Below are 19669 nucleotides of genomic sequence, written 5' to 3' on the forward strand. Positions count from 1 at the left end.
GAAGAGCAGGTAAATCATGGTTTTATAGAGAATTGTTCTTATTATGAAAGTTCATCTCTGGGAGGAATGCTGATGGAAAACTTGTTAAAGACGCGTAGCGCCCGTTCCGGCCTTGCAAAAGTTCAGCGGGTCGCTAAACGTATGGCCCCTGTCTTAGAGCGCGCCGGTTCATTTGAACGATGTGCTGAGGAAATCCGACGCATTATGGATGAAGAGTTGAGCCATGATGAATATTTTGTGTTCGTCGATGAGAAAGGACTTGGTTTACTGCATACAAATCGTCTGCGGGAAGGCACATTATTTAGTGATAAAGTGGGTGAGAAAGCCGCTACCACGGATATACCGCTTCTGCAATTGTATCCGCGCAATACGGGCGAGGTGCTGATTGATGCTTCATGTCCGGTCATTAGGTTTGAAGACGGACAGCGGTACAATTTGCGGATGGGGCGTCTGGTGCATAGACCGTTCCTTATGCCCGCCGTCTACGGACTGGGAGTTTTCCCATCGCTTATTATGATTATTGCAGGATTGGCCATAATAAAGGCTGAACCGCTCTTCTTCCTATGTGCCGCTTTTTCTCTTCTGACAGGCGTAGTAGGCGCCGCTTTCTTCTATTATCAGCTTCAATCAAGGTTGAAAGAGTGGTACCGTGTCACACGCAGCATTTCCGCCGGCAATTTAACGGTGGCCGCTCCGAGCCACGGGAGAAATCAGTTTGCTCAAATGGGATATGAATTAAATAAAATTGTCATCGGTACACGCGATATTATTCGAGAGTTGGCTGCTTCTGCCGAAGTGACCCAGGAAGTCAGCGGACACCAGGCGAATGAGTCCAGGCAGCTGGCTGAAACATTTGAGCAAATGTCGCAGATGATGCGGACATTTCGTGAAGGGACGGAGGGTCAGCTCGGTTCACTGGAAGAGCTGAGAGCGATGATGACCCAGATTATGAGCGAAGTAAGGCAGATGCAGGAACACATGGACAGCGCCCGGCTTTTATCCGCACAAGTAACCGAATTTTCTAAGCGCGGTATGGGAGCTGTAGAAGATTCGGAATGCCAGATGAAGCAAATAGAAGCAGCGGTTGAAGAGTCGGTTCGTACCATTTCCCAAGTGTCAGAGAGTACCTATGAGGTTATGAATAAGGTATCAGCCATTACTCATATCGCCCGTCAGACAAATATGCTGGCATTGAACGCATCCATTGAAGCCGCACGCGCCGGCGAGAGCGGAAAGGGATTCGCGGTCGTCGCAGGCGAAGTACGCAAGCTTGCGGAAAGCACATCTTCATTCGCTGAAGATATTCTACAGACGCTGGAAAAAACAAAGCAGCAGGCTATGCAGGCGGCAGAGAAAGCGACAACCAGCGTAACGGCTATCGAGAAAGGCCTCGAAGTCGGACGTATCGCGGGCGCTGCCATCCATGAAATGACCGACGCCGCCGATCGAACGAAGCATCAGGTTGCTTCCAATTATGAACTCGCCAACCGTGTCATCACGGACATTCAAGAGATTGAAAAAATTATCGAAAATCTGACAGGTATAGCCGAACAATTTACTGAATCAATGGCACGCGGGGCGGCAGCGATGGATGAGAAAGTCACCAGTATTCAACAATTGGCGGAAGATGCCGCACTCCTATCTACTCAATCACAATCGCTTCATAAAATTGTAAAGCGGTTTATCATTTAACGTTAAATGTAAGCGATTTCACAATCTTCATTACGAACTTCACAAAACCTTTACAAATGCTCAATATTTTTCGACTACAATAGCCATTATAAAATAAAAAGACATGATAAGGTTGGTTGCTGATGGATAAATACAGCGCCGTTATCGACATGGGATCGAATTCTGTCCGACTGGTCATTTATTACGAAACGGCTGAAGGCACATCATACGAAGTTGATAATATTAAAAACACCATTCGTTTAAGCACATTTTTAAATGAACACAATGAAATCATCGAGCCTGGAATAAAAGAAGTGCTGCGTGTGCTGACCCAGTACCGTCAACTTTGTGAAGCGCGAAAGGTCTCGTCCGTCATCGGTGTGGCGACCGCAGCCGTACGCAAAGCGATAAATAAGGAAGAACTTTTAACGAGAATATATGAAACCACAGGCTTTACGTTCCGGGTGCTTTCAGGTGAAGAAGAAGCGTATTACGGCTATCTGGCCGTTGTAAATACGATGAGCGTGTCAGAAGGGTTTACCATTGACATCGGAGGCGCCAGCTCTGAATTGGTGAAGTTTGCAGATCGTAAGCTCGTAGAGAGCTACAGCTTTCCGTTCGGAGCCGTAACGCTGGCAAAGCAATTTTTCCGTAACGGGATTCCAACGGATGCGGAACTGGTCTCGTTGGAGAAGTATCTAAAGGAGCAATTCCTGGCCCATCCATGGATAAAGGAGAAGAAATATTCACTTATCGGAATGGGGGGGAGCGCGCGTAATTTGGCGAAAGTCCACCAGAAAATGATGCGTTATCCGTTTGCGAGTCTGCACAATTATCACATGAAGAAATATCATGTCGATACGGTTTTTCATTATCTGAAAGAACTTTCTCCCACGCAAATGCAGGGTGTGGAGGGATTGTCGAAAGAGAGAGCGGACATTATTGTCCCCGGTATCTATATTATTAAAGTGCTGCTCGAGTGTATCGGAAGTGAGCGGTTTATTGTCAGCAATAAAGGGTTGAGGGACGGCGTGCATATGGAGTCACGGCTAAAAGCGAAAAACCTGACGCTACTTGACGATGTAGTCGAAGAAGGCATATATGCATTGATGGTCAATTATAAAGTAAACCAGGTGCATGCCCGGCATGTAGACAATTTATCCTGTACCCTATTTGAACAGCTGGCAAAAGAAGGGCTGCATTCTTACGGCCCCGAAGAAAAACGTCTGGTAAGCGTTGCGGCACGCCTGCATGATATCGGCCGCATGATTAACATTGGCGAATGGAATCAGCATACTTTCTATCTGATGGTGAACGTGTTTTTGCCTGGATTAACACATAAGCAGCGATTGCTTGCGGCATTAATCGCTTCATACAAGGGATCAAAACGGATGCAGCGATTGGTCGCCCCGTATGAGTCGATGGTCTCTGAAGCGGATTTGCAGATGGTTGAGCAGCTTGGCCTTCTTCTGTTGATGGCACGTGCGCTTGATCGAACAGAAAGTCAGCAGATATCGGATGTGAAGCTGTTGTGCAGTGACGGTGTGGTTGTGCTGTATTGCTGGGGCAGAGTCAATGAGCAATCCTTAGAGGCGCAGACACTCGAAGAGCATAAAAAGAAATTTAGAAAGCAATTTGGCCTTCCGCTTCGCTTGGAATGGAAGAGTAAATAAAAATTTTAAAAAAGAGGTAGAAAGCGATGGGGGAAATGACAGCTGTAAATGAAAAGGATAACAAAATCGACTTCGATTGTACATCTTACTACATTAACCGGGAGCTAAGCTGGCTTGCATTCAATCGTCGTGTCCTGGAAGAGGCGGAAGATGAGAACAATCCGATCCTGGAGCGGCTTAAGTTCCTTGCGATTACAAGTTCGAATCTCGACGAGTTTTTCATGGTACGTGTCGGTTCGATGAAGGATCAGGAGAAGCATGGTATTACGACGCCGGAAAATAAAGCGGGCATGACGCCGCGCCAACAATTGACCGCCATTTCGCACGAAGCGCATAAAATGGTTGAAACGCAGTACAAGCTGCTGTATCAAAAGCTTATTCCTGAGCTTGCCTCGCATGGCATATCGTTTGTCAAACCGGAGGAGTTGACGGAAGAACAGCATACGTTCCTGCGCACGTACTTTTACGACCGGATCTATCCGGTGCTGACGCCGATGGCGGTAGATGCCAGCCGTCCATTCCCGATGCTGTTAAACAAGAGCGTTAATTTGGCCGTAATGCTGGAGAGCGAGAAAGATGAAAAAGGCAAAGTATTATTCGCTGTTGTGCAGGTGCCTTCCGTTCTGCAGCGCTATATCCAGCTGCCCAGCCCGGAAGGCACGGCGCAATTTATTCTTCTTGAGGATGTCATTTGCTATTATGTCGATTTTTTGTTCAAAGGCAACCAGATCTTATCGGTCAAGCCGTTCCGCATTACGCGCAACGCCGATCTTACGCTGGACGAGGAAGGCGCGGAAGATTTGCTGGAAGAAGTGCAAAAAGAGCTTAAGAAACGCCGCTGGGGTGCGGCTGTGCGCCTGGAAATCACCTCGGATATGGAGCCGTACATGAAAAGCATTCTACAGGAGTCGCTTGAGATTGAGACGAGCGATATTTATGAAGTCTCAGGTCCGCTTGATTTAACGTTCCTGATGAAATTTTATTCGCTGCCCGGTTACAGCGATCTAAGGTATCAAAGTTTGCCGCCGCAGCCGCCGGCCGACTTTATCGGAGAGAGCAATATATTCGAAGCAATCGCCCACAGAGATATTCTCGTCCATCATCCGTATGAATCATTCGATCCGGTTGTACATTTCGTCCAGCAGGCGGCAGAAGATCCGAGCGTCCTGGCGATTAAACAAACATTATATAGGGTAAGTGGAGATTCGCCTATTGTAGGAGCGCTGGCAAAAGCTGCAGAGAACGGGAAGCAAGTCACTGTTCTTGTGGAGCTGAAGGCACGCTTCGATGAGGAGAATAATATCGTTTGGGCGAAAAAACTTGAGAAAGCGGGTTGCCATGTCATTTATGGCCTGGTAGGGTTAAAAACACATTGTAAAATCACCCTCGTCGTGCGTCAGGAAGGGCAAAAGCTGATACGTTATGTCCACCTCGGGACCGGTAACTATAACGATTCGACCGCCCGGCTGTATACCGATTTAGGTATGTTTACATGCAGTGAACCGTTTGGCATTGACGCTTCGTATATATTCAACCATCTCTCCGGTTATTCGAAGCCGCCGAAATGGAAGAAGATTGAAGCAGCGCCAAACGGTTTGCGCAACAAAATTCTGCGGTTAATTGATAACGAAATTGCGAAAAGTACGCCTGACAATCCGGGTCGTATCATTTTGAAAATGAATGCGCTGACGGATAAGAAGCTGATTAAAGCGTTATTTAAAGCGTCGGTGGCCGGCGTACAGATTGACATGATCATCCGTGGCATTTGCTGCCTGCGTCCCGGCATTCCGGGTGTAAGCGAAAATATTCGCGTATATAGCATTGTCGACCGTTTCCTGGAACACTCCCGTATTTTTTACTTCCAGAATGGTGGTGAAGAACAGGTATATTTGTCGAGCGCCGACTGGATGACGCGCAATATGGAACGGCGTGTGGAAATCATGTTTCCTATCGAAGTGCCTTCGTTGAAAGAACGAGTCAAAGAGATTTTGCGTGTGCTCTTGCAGGATAATGTGAAGGCAAGAGAGTTGAATTTCCAGGGTGTTTATACGAGAGTGCAGCAGAAGGAAGGAGAGAAGCGGATGCACAGTCAGCTTTATCTCCATAATCTGGCGGTTAAAAATGCGAAAAAGATTCAGCAGACTCCGTACATGAAGCAATTAAAACCGAAAACACATGTGGAAGAAGTGTGAAAAAACGTTAGGCATTCCGGAATTTAACGCGGAATGCCTTTTTGTCCTGGTCGCTTTTTTTGCTATAATAATGATAGTGTTTATACGGTGTACGGTAATATGGATATCATATTCATAAATTTTTCATATTTCGTTTCGGAATTTAGGATAGAAAGTGATATAATTAGGTACGTGCAAAAACGAGCGTATAGTATAGCAAAGAGACGACAGCGCAAACTAATCACATACAATATAAAGAAGTAGGATGGGGTGTCAATTATGCACATTCTAACAATCGGGTTAAATTACCGTACAGCCCCGGTGGAAATCCGTGAGCGGTTCGCATTCTTGGATGAGGACAAGCAGGAAGCGCTTAAGAAACTGCAGAGCACAAAAAGCATATTAGAGTGTGTAATTGTTGGCACTTGCAACAGAACGGAAATTTACGCGGTCGTCGACCAATTGCACACGGGCCGCCACTTCATTAAGAATTATCTCTCGGAGTGGTTTCATGTGCAGCGGGAAGAATTCGTCGACCATATCTATATCAAAGAAAATGACGCGGCTGTACAGCACCTGTTCCGTGTAGCCTGTGGACTGGACTCTATGGTGCTTGGTGAAACGCAAATCCTGGGACAGGTGAAAGACGCGTTTGCCTTATCGCAGGCAAACGGTGCTACCGGCACGGTGTTCAACAAACTGTTCCAGCAGGCGATTACGCTGGCCAAGCGCGCCCATTCCGAAACGGAAATCAACAAAAATGCCGTTTCAACAAGCTACGCCGCCATTGAACTCGGAAAAAAAGTATTTGGTTACTTTAACGATAAAACCGTTCTGATTCTTGGAGCGGGCAAGATGAGCGAGTTGACCGCAAAGCATCTGCATGCGAATGGAGCGGCGCATGTGCTCGTGGCAAACCGCACATATGAACGTGCTGTTGCGCTTGCAGAGAAGTTCCGCGGCAAAGCTATACCGATGGACCGTCTGCGGGAAGCTCTTGTGCTGGCCGATATTGTCATTAGCTCCACTGGTTCAAATGAATACGTAGTAACGAAGCGGGACGTGGAAGCGATTATGCGCAAGCGGCGCCATCGTCCGCTGTTTATGATTGATATTGCCGTGCCGCGCGATCTGGACCCTGCCATTAATGACTTGGATGGCGTGTATCTGTATGATATCGATGACCTCGAAGGCATTGTGGCAGCCAATATGCGCGATCGTGCCCGTGAAGCCGAGAAAATCGGTGTTATGATTGGCGAAGAGTTAGTCGCTTTCAAAGCATGGCTCAATACGCTGGGTGTCGGTCCGCTCATCAGCGCATTGCGTGAGAAGTTGCTTGCGTACCAACAGGAAGCGATGCGCAACATTCAGAACAAGTGTCCGGAGTTAACGGAGAAAGAGATTCGCATGATTAATAAGCAGACGCGCAGTTTGATTAACCAAATTATGCATGATCCGATCGTGCGCATCAAAGAAATGGCGGGGCAGCCGGGCGCAGATGAAGCGCTCGATATGTTTATCAAGTTGTTCGCACTGGAGAACGCGTTCGAAGAGACAGAGCAGACAGAGGAAGAAAGAGAAGCTTCTTATATCCCGGTTCGTCAGCGTCGTTTGTTGACCGAACAGCAAGCGTTCTAGTTATGCTCCTGAGGAGAGGAGTTATGCCACTTGTTTCATGAAAGCCTTATTTACGATGCCATCATTTATATTTATGCTTGCAGCATTTTGCTATATTTTGCTGATTTTCTAAACCGCAGCCGGAAGGTAAATCGAACCGCCTTCTGGCTGCTTTCCATTGTCTGGACGCTGCAAAGCGTCTTTTTTGTCCTTAGCATGATGGAGAAAGAGTATTTTCCGGTATTGACGCTGTTTGAAACGCTCTTTTTTTATTCGTGGATACTGGTTACGTTTTCCCTCGTTATCAACTACTTGTTCCGAATTGATTTGCTGGTATTTTTCACGAACATTCTGGGCTTTGCCGTATTAGCGTTGAATTTCTTTGCCAATAAGGACGCCTCGTCAATGGTGACGGAACGTCTGACGTCAGAGCTATTATTTATTCATATCAGTCTGGCGCTGCTCGCCTATGCAACTTTCTCGCTCTCGTTCATTTTTTCGCTGATGTATTTGGTGGAAGACCGCATGCTGAAGCAAAAAAAGTGGAATAAATGGCTGCAGAGGCTTCCGGGGCTTGGACTGCTTGATTTGTATTCATACCGCTTTAACATGATAGGGGTGCCGCTTTTGCTGATGGCGTTGATTCTTGGGGCCATCTGGGCGCATCTTAAAGTCAGTTATAGCATCTGGCTTGATCCGAAAGTTCTTACTTCGGTGGGCGTTCTCATCGTCTATTCGCTGTATTTGTATCAACGGGTAACGTACGGATGGGTCGGCCGGAAACTGGCTTTGTGGAACGCGGCGGCGTTTTCATTGATTTTGTTGAATTACTTGATTTCCGGATCGGTTTCATCATTTCATCAGTGGCTATAGAAAAGGAGAATTGACATGAGAAAAATCATCGTGGGTTCCAGGCAGAGTGTGCTGGCGCTGACACAGACAAACTGGGTCATCGATCGTTTGAAAAGCTTCGGGCTCCCGTTCGAGTTCGAAGTGAAGAAGATTGTGACAAAGGGGGACCGCATTCTTGATGTCACGCTTTCCAAGGTCGGCGGCAAAGGGCTGTTCGTCAAAGAAATCGAGCAGGCGCTGCTCGATGGGGAGATTGACATGGCCGTGCACAGCATGAAGGATATGCCGGCACTGCTTCCGGAAGGTCTCACCATCGGGTGTGTACCGAAGCGCGTGGATGTGCGGGACGTGCTGATAAGCGAAGACGGTACGCCGCTTGATAAATTGCCGGCAGGTTCCATCGTGGGAACGAGCAGCCTGCGCCGCGCTTCCCAGTTGAAAGCGCTGCGTCCCGACCTTGTGATTGAGCCGATTCGGGGTAATATCGATACCCGGATGCGCAAACTTAAAGAAGAGAGTTTCTCTGCCATCATCCTTGCAGCCGCAGGCCTTGAGCGCATGCAGTGGAAGGGAGAAATTACCGAATTTCTGCCTGTAGAAGTGAGCCTGCCGGCGGTCGGACAGGGTGCCCTGGCGATTGAATGCCGTGAAGACGATACGGAGCTGCTCGGACTGTTGAGTAAGTTGAACGATAGTGACACAATGCTTGCTACCCGGGCGGAGCGGGCTTTCCTGCGTACGCTTGAAGGTGGTTGCCAGGTGCCGATTGCCGCTCATGCTACTGTGACAGAGGGACTCATCTCTCTGACAGGGTTTGTGGGCGATCCGGATGGGCATACCGTACTGAAAGAAAGCATGGAAGATGAAAATCCGGAAACGCTTGGTGTGAACCTGGCCAATAAGCTGAAGGAGCAGGGCGCAGACAAAATTCTTGAAAAAGTATATAAGGACAATCAAGCATGAGTATGGACGCATCTCTCGCCGGCAAGCGTATCGTAGTAACAAGATCACGGGAGCAGGCGCGGGCGTTTATTCGCAAGATTGAAGAACGGGGGGGCGAGGGATTCGCCTGTCCGGTCATTCGATTCGTTCCACCCGCCGATCAAACCATGTTTGATTGTGCACTGCGGCGGCTTCCCTCATTTGACTGGATTTTTTTTACTAGTGTAAATGGGGTTAGTTTTTTCTTTCAACGGCTGGAAGAACTCGATATTGATATGTCCGGATTTACCGGCCGGATTGCCGCAGTGGGAACGAAAACAGCCGCCGCGCTTGAAGCACGGGGGCTTTCTGTGCAGCACATTCCCGGGAAATTTACTGCCGAGCACTTATTGGAAACGATGCGGGGCAAACTAAAAGCGGGACAAAGAGTGCTTCTGCCCAGAGCGAACATTGGCCGCGATGTATTGCCACAAGGTCTGCGTGCGCTTGGTCTTGAAGTGACAGACGCACCGGCTTATGATACGGTAAGGGCAGAGGAAAATATTGCGGAGCTAAAAGACAAGCTGAAGCAAGGAAAAGTCGATATGATTACATTTACAAGCCCATCAACCGTGCGTTATTTTCTGGCTGCCTTCGATGCAGAGGAGAGGCGGCGGTATATGGATGGCGTACATATCGCCGTCATTGGCCCGGTAACGGCCAGGGCGGCACGCGAGGAAGGGCTCGCCGTTCATGTGATGGGGGATGAATACAGCATTGACGGGCTGATTGAGGCTATGTCGAAGTATACCGGGTGGTAACCCGAAGGAGGATATAAGTATGTCTTTGTATTTTCAACGTCATCGCCGTCTGCGCACAACAGCTGCGATGAGAAACCTTGTCCGTGAAACGTATCTTCATGCCAACGATTTTATTTATCCGTTGTTTGTCGTAGAAGGAAACGATACGAAGCATGAAATCTCTTCCATGCCGGGCGTGTTCCATTATTCGCTTGATCGCCTGGAAGAAGAAATTCAGGAAGTTACAGAGCTTGGCATTCAGTCGATTATCGTGTTCGGCGTGCCGAATAATAAAGATGCTTGCGGTTCGGAAGCGTATGCGGAAGATGGCATCGTTCAGCAGGCAATTCGTAAAATCAAGGGATGGGCACCGGAGCTGGTCACGATGGCCGATACGTGTCTGTGCCAGTACACCGAGCACGGCCACTGCGGAATGATTCACGAAGGATACGTCGACAATGATTCCAGCCTTGAACTGCTGGTGAAAACCGCCGTATCCCAGGCGGCAGCGGGCGCGGACGTCATCGCGCCGTCCAATATGATGGATGGCTTCGTGGCGGCGATTCGCCAGGGTCTTGACGAAGCAGGATTTATCAATACGCCGATTATGTCGTACGCGGTGAAATATGCATCCCAATTCTACGGTCCGTTCCGTGACGCTGCGCATTCCACGCCGCAATTTGGCGATCGTAAGACATATCAGATGGATCCGGCCAACCGCCGGGAAGCGCTGCGCGAAGCGGCTTCCGATGTAGAAGAAGGAGCGGATATGCTGATGGTGAAGCCGGCGATGGCTTATATGGACATTATCCGCGAAGTAAAAGACAACTTCGACCTTCCTGTCGCGGCTTACAATGTAAGTGGAGAATATTCGATGATTAAAGCGGCGGCCGAGCGTGGATGGGTGGATGAAAAAGCGATTACGCTTGAGCTGTTGACCGGCTTGAAACGTGCGGGAGCTGACATGATCCTTACCTATTCGGCAAAAGATGCGGTCCGCTGGTTAAAAGAAATCGACTAATCACGCTAAACAGGAGGAGCACGGCATGCATAAAGGATACGATAAATCCATTCAAAGTTTTACCGAGGCAAAAAAATATATGCCGGGCGGCGTAAACAGCCCGGTCCGCGCATTCAAATCAGTCGGTATGAACCCGGTCTACATGGAACGCGGCGTCGGTTCGAAGATTTATGATGTGGACGGAAACGAGTATATTGATTATGTAGGTTCCTGGGGGCCACTCATTCTTGGACACTGCCATCCGGCAGTACAGGAAGCGCTGCGGGAAGTATTGGAAAAAGGCACCAGTTTTGGTGCGCCGACCGTACTGGAGACAGAGATGGCCAAACTGGTATGCGAGATTGTTCCATCGGTTGAAGTCGTTCGGATGGTCAACTCCGGGACGGAAGCGACCATGAGCGCCCTGCGTCTGGCGCGCGGCTATACGAAGCGCGATAAGATTATGAAGTTTGAAGGCTGCTATCACGGCCACGGCGATAGCCTGTTAATTAAAGCCGGATCCGGCGTGGCGACGCTTGGCCTGCCGGATAGCCCCGGTGTGCCGTCTTCTGTGGCTGCACATACGATTACAGTTCCGTACAACGATCTCGAAAGCGCGAAAGTGGCGTTTGAGCGTTTCGGCCATGAACTGGCCGCGGTTATTGTAGAGCCGGTGGCGGGCAATATGGGTGTCGTTCCGGCGCTGCCGGGCTTCCTGGAAGGTTTGCGTGAATTGACCCTGGAATACGGAACATTGCTTATTTTCGATGAGGTTATGACCGGATTTCGCGTCGACTATCACTGTGCACAGGGCCGCTTCGGCATCACACCCGATTTGACAACAATGGGCAAGGTCATTGGCGGCGGTCTTCCGGTCGGCGCCTATGGCGGTAGAGAAGAGATCATGCGTCAGATTGCGCCGGATGGTCCGGTGTACCAGGCCGGTACGCTTTCAGGCAATCCGCTGGCGATGGCAGCAGGCTATGCTACATTGAAAGAGCTGGGCAAACCGGGTGTATACGAGGAATTGGAACGCAAGAGTGCCCGTCTTGAAGAAGGCATCGCAGCCAATGCCAAAGAACTCGGCATCCCGGTCCATCTTAATCGAGTCGGCTCGATGGTGGGGGTTTTCTTCACCGGTGAAAGAGTCATCAACTATGAAACAGCGAAAACATCCGACTTAGAACGCTTTGCCAAGTACTTCCGTCTTATGCTTGAAGAGGGAATTTCACTGCCGCCTTCTCAATTTGAAGGCATGTTTGTGTCCATGGCACATACGGATGAAGATATCGAACGGACGATTGAAGCGAATTACAATACGTTGAAACAGTTGTAGATTTCTATATCGTTACCCGAGGCTATCAAAAAGCTTCGGGTATTTTATTTTCTATCATGTGTGTATTATCAATGAACTATTTGTGAATTTTTTCACTTTAACGTTCTAATTTTACTAAAATTATGTAAAAATAAAAAATAAGAAGATAACACAGCGAAAAAACGGGAATTTACAGCACGTTTACACATTTGTGACCCTCCCTTCATCATAGTTTTACAAGAAAGAATTATAATTCAAAAGGACTATGATTATGTTAGTACCTCAATTTATATAAAAAATTTACGCAAAAGGGAGAGTTGCGAATGAAGAAGCATGTTGTCTTTTTTGAAGTAGCAGGCGGAACTGACAAGGGGCCGGACGGGTATCGGCCGGATACGATGCCGATGGTAGAGTCGCTGAGAAAGCGCGGCTGGACGGCGGAAGTTATTTTTTATTCTGACGAGAAGAAAGACGAGATTTTCGAACATGTGGTCCGCAGCGCTGATGCATATGTTAGCCGGATTAACCCGGGGAATTTAAAAGATGAAAGCACATACTTCCAGATGATCCGTCAACTGTGCGAATTCGGTGTAAAAGGAATGCCCCATCCGGACGCCATGATTAACTACGGCGCGAAAGACGCGCTGGTTAAGCTGCGTGAGACACCGCTTGTGCCGGAAGATACGTTTGCCTACTATGACATTGCTTCCTTTAAAGAGAATTTCCCGAAATCGCTGAAGAACGGTGAGCGAGTACTAAAGCAGAACCGCGGTTCGACAGGAGAAGGAATCTGGCGTGTGCAGCTGGTCAGCGATATCGGTGAGGCGGAAGAGGTGCCGCTGGATGCAGTTGTGCGCTGCACGGAAGCGAAAGACAATCATGTGGAGGAGCATACGCTTGAGAACTTTATGACATTCTGCGAACAGTACATCACAGGAGAAAACGGAATGCTGGTGGATATGCGTTTTCTGCCGCGTATTAAAGAAGGTGAGATTCGTTTGTTAATGCTTCATCGAACACCGGTTAATGTTGTGCATAAGAAACCGGCCGAAGACACGGACGCCTTTTCCGCCACGTTATTCTCCGGGGCGAAATACCGCTATGATGCTCCGGAAGAGTGGGGAGATCTTGTTCATTCTTTTATGGCAAGCCTGCCGACGATTACGGAAAAGTTGGGCGGCTATGATTTGCCTTTAATCTGGACCGCAGACTTCATTCTCGATACGGATGAACAGGGACGTGACTGTTATATTTTAGGTGAGATGAACTGCTCCTGTGTTGGATTTACTTCGCAGCTTTCCCTAAGTGAAGACATAGCAGACGAGATCATCAACATTCTTTCCCAGGTGGAGGCAGTAGAGCAATAAAATCGTAATTGGAATATCGAGCCGTTTCAGTGGTACTTATGCGCCGCAGGAACGGCTTCTTTAAAGAGAGGAAAGAATGAGGAGAGGATTTTAATATAGAAAAAGGCGAAGGCCTTTTTCTTCTCCGGATCTTATTTCCTCTTTCCCTTCCTTCTTTCCTCATGATTTTCACAGAAAATGAGCATATCCTCTTTTTTCTCCCTATATATTTTAAAGAAAGCCATTTGAGGAGGGAGGATTTCTTCAGCATGCAGGACAATCAAGAAGCGATATTGACGTTTCCGGTGCAGCACTCCGTCTTTCTTTCCCCTGACCAGAGCGAAATTGAGCAGATTGATGAGATAGAATTAACGCCGCATATTCAAATCAAAGAAACGGCGGATGAAGTGATTGTGTCCGGATACTTAAAGCTGGAAGGAAAATATGCAGGCAAACCCCCGAAATTCCCGGATATCTCGCTTGATGATAACGAAGTTAAGGTAACCGGGTATGTGGATTCTGTTGTCTTTAATCCATTTGCTGTGGATCCGGATGATTTTGAAGACACAAGTGAATTCACCTCGTTTATGGAAAAAATTCCTGTGCACATCCGTATCGCACGCAGCAAAATTGAAGATGTGGAGCAAATCTACGCTTCTATTGTTTCGTTTGATTATGATATTCAGTCCGCGCGCAAACTCGGCGTATTTGCGGAACTGGCGTTAAACGGGGTGAAGAGCGAAGTCTTCACAAATTCCAGTGCAGAGCAATCCTCGGAAATTCCGCTTTCGTTCGAGTATGCAGCTTCCAGAAAGGAAGAGGAGCAGGAGGAAGAGAGAGAGGAAGCCACGGAGTCGAATGAAGCCCCGGAATCAGATGAAGCGCGTCTGGAAGAGACGGAAGAGGAAGCAGTGAAAGAGCAGGAGCCTGTAGAAGAAGCTGAAGTGCAACCGGAAATTGAGCCTGTTGCATTCGAGCAACCGCAAGAGTCAGAGGAACAGAAAGAAACCCCGGCACCTATTCAAGAGACACCGGCATCTATCCAAGAAATACAGACAAATAAAGACGAAGACAAGGTTCAGGCAGCGAAAATCGAAGAAGAAAATCCGGTATCAATCCAAGAGATACGGGGAGAAGAAGATGAAGCACAAGTTCAAACAGCAAGGGTAGAGGATGCACCGGTACCGGTACAGGAAGTAACAGCGGAGAGCCAACCCGCACGAGAGAAAGGGACGACTGTGGATGAAGGGCAGGCACAGATAGAAGACACCGCTGAGCTTGAAGCGGAAAGAGAGGCGGCTTCATTCGAAGCAGAAGAGGGGGACGCTGCTCCGGCAGAGGAAGAGGGGACAGAGCCTGAAGCGGAAAAGGGTGGAGCAAAAGTATCCATTACGCTAAAAGGTACAAAACGGGACCCTGTAACGGTAACAACCTCCTTGCTATCATCGTATGCTCAGCGTGAAGAAAAAACGGAGGCTGATCCGGTAGACATAAAAAGAGTAGAAGAAATTCAGGAAGAAGAGCCGGCGAGAAGTGAAGAACCGGAAAAAGCAGAAATTTCAAGAAAAGAAGGTGCATTGTATTTAACGTCTTTTATGAAGCAGGATGCCGAAAAGTTCACACGCCTAAAAATGTGCATCACCCAGCAAGATGAAACGCTTGACGGCATCGCCGAGAAGTACAGCGTCAGTCCGGCTGACATCGCCGCAGCGAACGGATTGCACACGAATGCGACAGTGGCCAAAGGTCAGGTGTTGTATATTCCGGTAAAATCATAAAGTCAGAGGGAGAAAAAGATGAAGCCGCACGAAGAGATACTGCGCAGTCATCTGGAAGGATACCCCTTTATGATTCAGGAAGTAAAGCAGGCAGAGACAGGGTGGTACGCGCTGACTGACCGTGGAAAAAAGCGTATCATCTACTGTCCGGATGAGAATTTGCTGCGCTGGTCGCATAGATGGCGCGAGTACCTGGCCGATCAGGGAGTCAGGCAGGTAGAGCGCTATTTGACAACAAAGCAGAGGGAGCACTGGATTTCAGTTTCTGTCGGCTGCTATGCACTGTCCGATTATTGGGAACAGGATACTACGTGGTTTACGCATCCTTTTCTTCAGAAGGAAGGATATCAGGTGCTTGGAGAAACACTGGCGCGTATCCATGAATGTTTTGAAAGTATAGAGGAAGTATACCGGGGACGCTATCGCAAAAAAGGAATACTGAATGAAACAAGACTGAAAAATAGCTACCGCCATTTACATGCCGCCATGAAAGAGATGGAAAAAGAGACAATGAACGCGACGAATAAATGGCTGCTTTATAATCTTTTCCGTGTTGCGGAAAGAGTAAAAAAGGCGGAAGCATTGTACAGAGCAAGCGGGGTAGAAAACGATCAGACCCCGCTTTCGTTTGCCTATTTTCCTCTTTCTTCACTTGTATATTGGGAGGAAGCGTGGTATATAACGGGTCTGCATAATCCGGTCCTTGTGCCTCGCCATGAAGACACGCTTTCCATACTGGAACAAATTCATGAAACCGGCGGGAAAGAAGGTGTTCGCGTCTTTCTTTCCGCTTATGCCGGTAGACGTTCCATGCCTATTCGTGAGAGAAATTATCTGCTTGCATTGCTTTCCTATCCGCTGCCGGTTTTTTCGCGCCTTGAAAACATATCGGTTTTTGTGGAAGAAAAAGAGCGGATGGGAATCGATTTCCAGCTTCAAATCCGGCGTGAGCATCTGCTTCAATGTGTGCTGGAGACACAGGAGCTTTGCGGGGAGGCGTCCGGATGATGGAAAGGATGGAATGGCTGGCAAAACATTTGCTGTACGAATATGATTTATTCTTACACCAAATCGAAGAGCGGGGAAAAGACACCTGGAGAGTGGATACGAATCAAGGTGCTTTTCTGCTTAGGAGGATGTATGAACATCCGGTGCAGCTGTATTTTGTCGCTTCCTGGTTGCATTATTTATATGACAGGGGGATCAGGTCTATCATCCCTTTTTGTGTGACAAAATATGGAGAGCCATATGTTTTTGTATCGGGAGATCGTTATGCATTGAACCTATGGATCGAAGAAGCAGAGCCGATTCGGAGCGTGCCAGGCTGGGAAGCGCGCGTATTAAGAGAGGTGGGCCGCATTCACAAGGTAAGCCAGCAGGCGGGAGAGCGGTGGCGAGGATATGCACCGGTATCTCTTGAACAGGTTAAGCGGCGTTGGGAAGATAGCATCAATCGAATGACGGTCGTAGCAGAAGCGGCAGGGGGAGCAGGAAGGAGCATGGAGTTTGCACGGACGGTCAGAGGAAGCGTAGAGCAGATTTCATTGTTTACTGACCGGGCCATGTGCGGGCTGGCGGAGGTGGCAGTCAAACTCGAGGGAAAAGAGCTTGCGCGGGCGCTATGCCATGGACGGCTCTATCGCCGCAATGTAATTGTCGGAACAAGCCGAAAGCTGTATCTTACCCATTTTGAACACGCTAATTTTGATGTTCCGATCCGGGATTTGGCGATTTTTTTCCGCCGCTATGCGCCGTATTACGAGTGGAACATTCAAAAAGGGCAGGAGTGGCTGGCCGAATACGAAGCGGAGCGTCCGCTTACCTTAGAAGAGCGGCAGTTACTATCATGCTATTTACTCTTCCCGGAACGTTTGATGCAACTGGTATGGAGCCATATACGTGATTCGGAAGAGCAGCGGGAGGAGCACGCGCGGCGGCGTACGAAAACATGGCAAAAGCATCTTCGGCTTCTTCCGAAGATGCACAGATTTGCTTTTTCCGTTATACAAAAATGAACCGCAGCCAGACAAGGTTGCGGCTTGTTTTATATCCAGTCACATAAAATGGCGGCATACAGCAGGGCAAGCAGCATGAGCAGAACTACATCGAAGGATGTGGGGAACAAGAGAGTGCGAATAAACTGGAAAATAATAAACGGAACAATAAGCTGTAAAGCACCGAACCTGATTTTTAAGTAGAATGGATGATAACGCCAGCGTCCTTTCATCGGGGCAGCTCCTTTCTGAGCATTTTCCTGCTGCCAGTATACGCGGGCGCGTAAAGAGAGGTGAATACTGCCACAAAAAGGAGGAGCCATAAAAAGCTCCTCCTTTTTTCCTATACGTTCAATTTGAAATCATTGTCACGAAGTCGACAAACTTTCTCGGTAAATGATAATTGACCCTCTTAGAATATGGATATATCCTAAAAGCGTAGCAATTAACAAATGCCAGAGCATAGTTTAACACTATTATCGCATTGTTTATTTGCTGTGTCAAGCTATTGTTGTGTTTGTAGTGTTTAATTCCTAAATTCCACATTTCAGGATGAAAACACTATGAAACAAAGCATTTTTAATGCGAAATATTACTTACACATTAAAGGGGGAGGTTCACAACATGTTAAGTAATGCTCCATTTAGTACCGCAAAGAATTTCTGGTACACCTCAATGTTCTGGCTGATTGTGTCGATGCTGGCCGGTCTTGTTGTGGCGATAAAGCAAATTGACCCTGATTTTCTCTATTTTCAGGGTCAGGATGCTTTGAACTTCGCATTGACATACGCCCACATCCGTATCATTCACACCAATGGCATTCTGCTGGCATGGTTGTCAATGGCAATGGTTGGCGCTATGTTCTACATTATTCCGAAGCTAACACGCACGCCGTTGTGGAGTGAGAAACTGGGGAATCTGACCTGCATTATTTGGAATCTGGCTATCGTTGCCGCTGTTGTTGCTATTTGCATGGGTTATTCTACAGGGGTGGAATATGCTGAACTGCCGTTGATTCTTGACCTTGGTGTTGTTGTTCTTTGTGTGTTGATGTCGATTAACCTTTTCATGACTATCGCGAAGCGCCAGGAAAAGCAATTATATGTTTCTATCTGGTATTTTGTCGGCTCTTTAATCTGGCTGCCGCTCGTATGGACGGTTGGTAACATTCCGTCTTCCATCGTAGGCGGCGCCGCGCAGGCGAACATGAACTGGTTCTACGGGCATAACGTTCTCGGTCTGTGGTTTACCACTGTAGGTATCGGCCAAATTTACTACCTGCTGCCGAAGCTTACAGGTAAGCCATTATACAGCCATAAGCTTTCGCTTATCGGTTTCTGGACCATCGCTACGATTTACGTATGGAACGGACCGCACCATCTGGTAAACGGACCGATTCCGGTATGGTTGATGAAAGCGGGCATCATTCCTTCCGTTCTTTTGATTATCCCGGTTTGGACTGTACTTGCAAACGTATTTGGCACTATGCGTGGTGTATGGCACAAAGTGTCTGAGGATGTAAGCATGAAATTCCTTATTACTGCTGCAATCTTCTATCTGATGGCGTGTCTGCAGGGACCGTTCCAGGCGCTTATGCAGGTAAGCGCGGTTGTTAAATTCACCCACTGGGTTGTAGGCCACGCACATATGGCTCCGTTTGCCGCGTTCTCGTTTGTATGTTTCGTTACGATTTACTATGCGATTCCGCGCCTTACAGGCCGCAATATTTACAGTAAAACTTTAATGAACCTGCACTATTATTTCTCCGTTATCGGTTTCTTGATGTTTGCCTTTACCCTTTGGATTGCCGGTGTTATTCAGGGCTTTGCATGGATGGAAGGCAAGCCGTTCATCGAGACCATTAACACCGTACAGTCGCTGATTGTATGGCGCGCCGTTGGTGGTACGATGATGATTGTCGGTCAATTCTTCTTTGCATTCAACATCTGGAAAACTGTGAAGTCCGGCACGAAATTTGTTTCTGACGAAGAAAGCGTTGTTGCTTAATCTATCCCGAGGAGGGGACAACTTTGGAAAGAAACGCGTTAGCTATTTATCTTGCTGCTATTGCGCTCTTTATGATGGGGACGTTCGCGACGATTATCCTTCCGTTCTTTGATAAAGAGATGATGACGCCGACCGCGAATGCGGAAGCGCGTAACTATGCTCCGGATTCTCCGGAAGCGAAAGGGCGTCAAGTATACATTGCAAACGGATGTAACACCTGCCATACGCAGGTTGTACGTCCGGTTAAAGCCGACCTGGCGATGAATATCGGTCCTGTGACCGTACCTGGTGATTATGCCTATGACAAACCACACCTGTTTGGTTCTAACCGTACTGGCCCGGACTTAATGTGGGTAGGTGCCCGTACAAGTAAAGAATGGAATATTGAACACTTAAAGGACCCGCAAAAGATTGTTCCTGGCTCTATCATGCCAAAATATGATTACCTGAGCGACGAAGACCTGAATAACCTTGTTGCATACTTGATGAGCCTGAAACCGGCTCCGGCGAAATAGTTGGGAAAA

Annotated in this window: 16 protein-coding genes; 15 read left to right on the top strand and 1 reads right to left on the bottom strand. The window is 48.0% G+C overall.

Annotation, left to right across the window (positions count from 1 at the left end):
- Window positions 1–72 precede the first annotated feature (72 nt).
- From ADA01nite_RS02365 to ADA01nite_RS02425, 13 genes are all read left to right on the top strand, one after another.
- Window positions 73–1692, top strand: coding sequence for a methyl-accepting chemotaxis protein (locus tag ADA01nite_RS02365; RefSeq protein WP_170230098.1), 1620 nt, complete (start codon window positions 73–75; stop codon window positions 1690–1692).
- A 122-nt stretch (window positions 1693–1814) separates the two neighbouring features.
- A complete protein-coding gene (locus ADA01nite_RS02370) occupies window positions 1815–3344 on the top strand; it encodes a Ppx/GppA phosphatase family protein (protein ID WP_146808300.1) in 1530 nt (509 codons plus the stop codon).
- Window positions 3345–3370: 26 nt separating this feature from the next.
- Window positions 3371–5536, top strand: coding sequence for an RNA degradosome polyphosphate kinase (locus ADA01nite_RS02375; RefSeq protein WP_281285961.1), 2166 nt, complete (start codon window positions 3371–3373; stop codon window positions 5534–5536).
- Window positions 5537–5794: 258 nt separating this feature from the next.
- Window positions 5795–7153: a glutamyl-tRNA reductase gene (gene hemA, locus ADA01nite_RS02380; protein ID WP_146808301.1), complete on the top strand. Its 1359-nt coding sequence runs from the start codon at window positions 5795–5797 to the stop codon at window positions 7151–7153.
- 30 nt (window positions 7154–7183) lie between these two features.
- The gene (locus tag ADA01nite_RS02385) at window positions 7184–8005 is read left to right on the top strand and encodes a cytochrome C assembly family protein (protein ID WP_146808302.1); all 822 of its coding nucleotides are present in this window, start codon (window positions 7184–7186) and stop codon (window positions 8003–8005) included.
- A 15-nt stretch (window positions 8006–8020) separates the two neighbouring features.
- A complete protein-coding gene (hemC, locus tag ADA01nite_RS02390) occupies window positions 8021–8947 on the top strand; it encodes a hydroxymethylbilane synthase (protein WP_146808303.1) in 927 nt (308 codons plus the stop codon).
- Window positions 8944–9726, top strand: coding sequence for a uroporphyrinogen-III synthase (locus ADA01nite_RS02395; protein ID WP_146808304.1), 783 nt, complete (start codon window positions 8944–8946; stop codon window positions 9724–9726). The genes hemC and ADA01nite_RS02395 overlap by 4 nt, the downstream gene beginning before the upstream one ends.
- A 19-nt stretch (window positions 9727–9745) precedes the next feature.
- Window positions 9746–10726, top strand: coding sequence for a porphobilinogen synthase (hemB, locus tag ADA01nite_RS02400; RefSeq protein ID WP_146808305.1), 981 nt, complete (start codon window positions 9746–9748; stop codon window positions 10724–10726).
- A 25-nt stretch (window positions 10727–10751) separates the two neighbouring features.
- Window positions 10752–12041: a glutamate-1-semialdehyde 2,1-aminomutase gene (gene hemL / locus ADA01nite_RS02405; protein WP_146808306.1), complete on the top strand. Its 1290-nt coding sequence runs from the start codon at window positions 10752–10754 to the stop codon at window positions 12039–12041.
- A gap of 302 nt (window positions 12042–12343) precedes the next feature.
- The gene (locus ADA01nite_RS02410) at window positions 12344–13387 is read left to right on the top strand and encodes a Cj0069 family protein (RefSeq protein WP_146808307.1); all 1044 of its coding nucleotides are present in this window, start codon (window positions 12344–12346) and stop codon (window positions 13385–13387) included.
- A 248-nt stretch (window positions 13388–13635) separates the two neighbouring features.
- The gene (locus ADA01nite_RS02415) at window positions 13636–15144 is read left to right on the top strand and encodes a LysM peptidoglycan-binding domain-containing protein (protein WP_170230100.1); all 1509 of its coding nucleotides are present in this window, start codon (window positions 13636–13638) and stop codon (window positions 15142–15144) included.
- 18 nt (window positions 15145–15162) lie between these two features.
- Entirely contained in the window at window positions 15163–16152 is a 990-nt protein-coding gene (locus tag ADA01nite_RS02420; RefSeq protein ID WP_146808309.1) for a hypothetical protein, read from the top strand.
- Window positions 16149–17159 carry a YutH/CotS family kinase-like spore coat protein gene (locus ADA01nite_RS02425; protein ID WP_146808310.1) on the top strand — a complete coding sequence of 337 codons (1011 nt, stop codon included), beginning with the start codon at window positions 16149–16151 and terminating at the stop codon, window positions 17157–17159. The genes ADA01nite_RS02420 and ADA01nite_RS02425 overlap by 4 nt, the downstream gene beginning before the upstream one ends.
- 29 nt (window positions 17160–17188) lie before the next feature.
- On the opposite strand, the gene ADA01nite_RS02430 is transcribed toward ADA01nite_RS02425, so the two are convergent.
- Window positions 17189–17461: a YszA family small membrane protein gene (locus tag ADA01nite_RS02430; protein WP_246147189.1), complete on the bottom strand. Its 273-nt coding sequence runs from the start codon at window positions 17459–17461 to the stop codon at window positions 17189–17191.
- A gap of 301 nt (window positions 17462–17762) precedes the next feature.
- Between ADA01nite_RS02430 and ADA01nite_RS02435 the strand changes: the two genes are divergently transcribed.
- Window positions 17763–19145, top strand: coding sequence for a cbb3-type cytochrome c oxidase subunit I (locus ADA01nite_RS02435; RefSeq protein WP_170230102.1), 1383 nt, complete (start codon window positions 17763–17765; stop codon window positions 19143–19145).
- Between the two features lie 23 nt (window positions 19146–19168).
- The gene (locus tag ADA01nite_RS02440; RefSeq protein WP_170230104.1) at window positions 19169–19660 is read left to right on the top strand and encodes a cbb3-type cytochrome c oxidase subunit II; all 492 of its coding nucleotides are present in this window, start codon (window positions 19169–19171) and stop codon (window positions 19658–19660) included.
- Window positions 19661–19669: the final 9 nt, after the last annotated feature.

The organism is Aneurinibacillus danicus, from assembly GCF_007991215.1.
Lineage (GTDB): Bacteria > Bacillota > Bacilli > Aneurinibacillales > Aneurinibacillaceae > Aneurinibacillus > Aneurinibacillus danicus.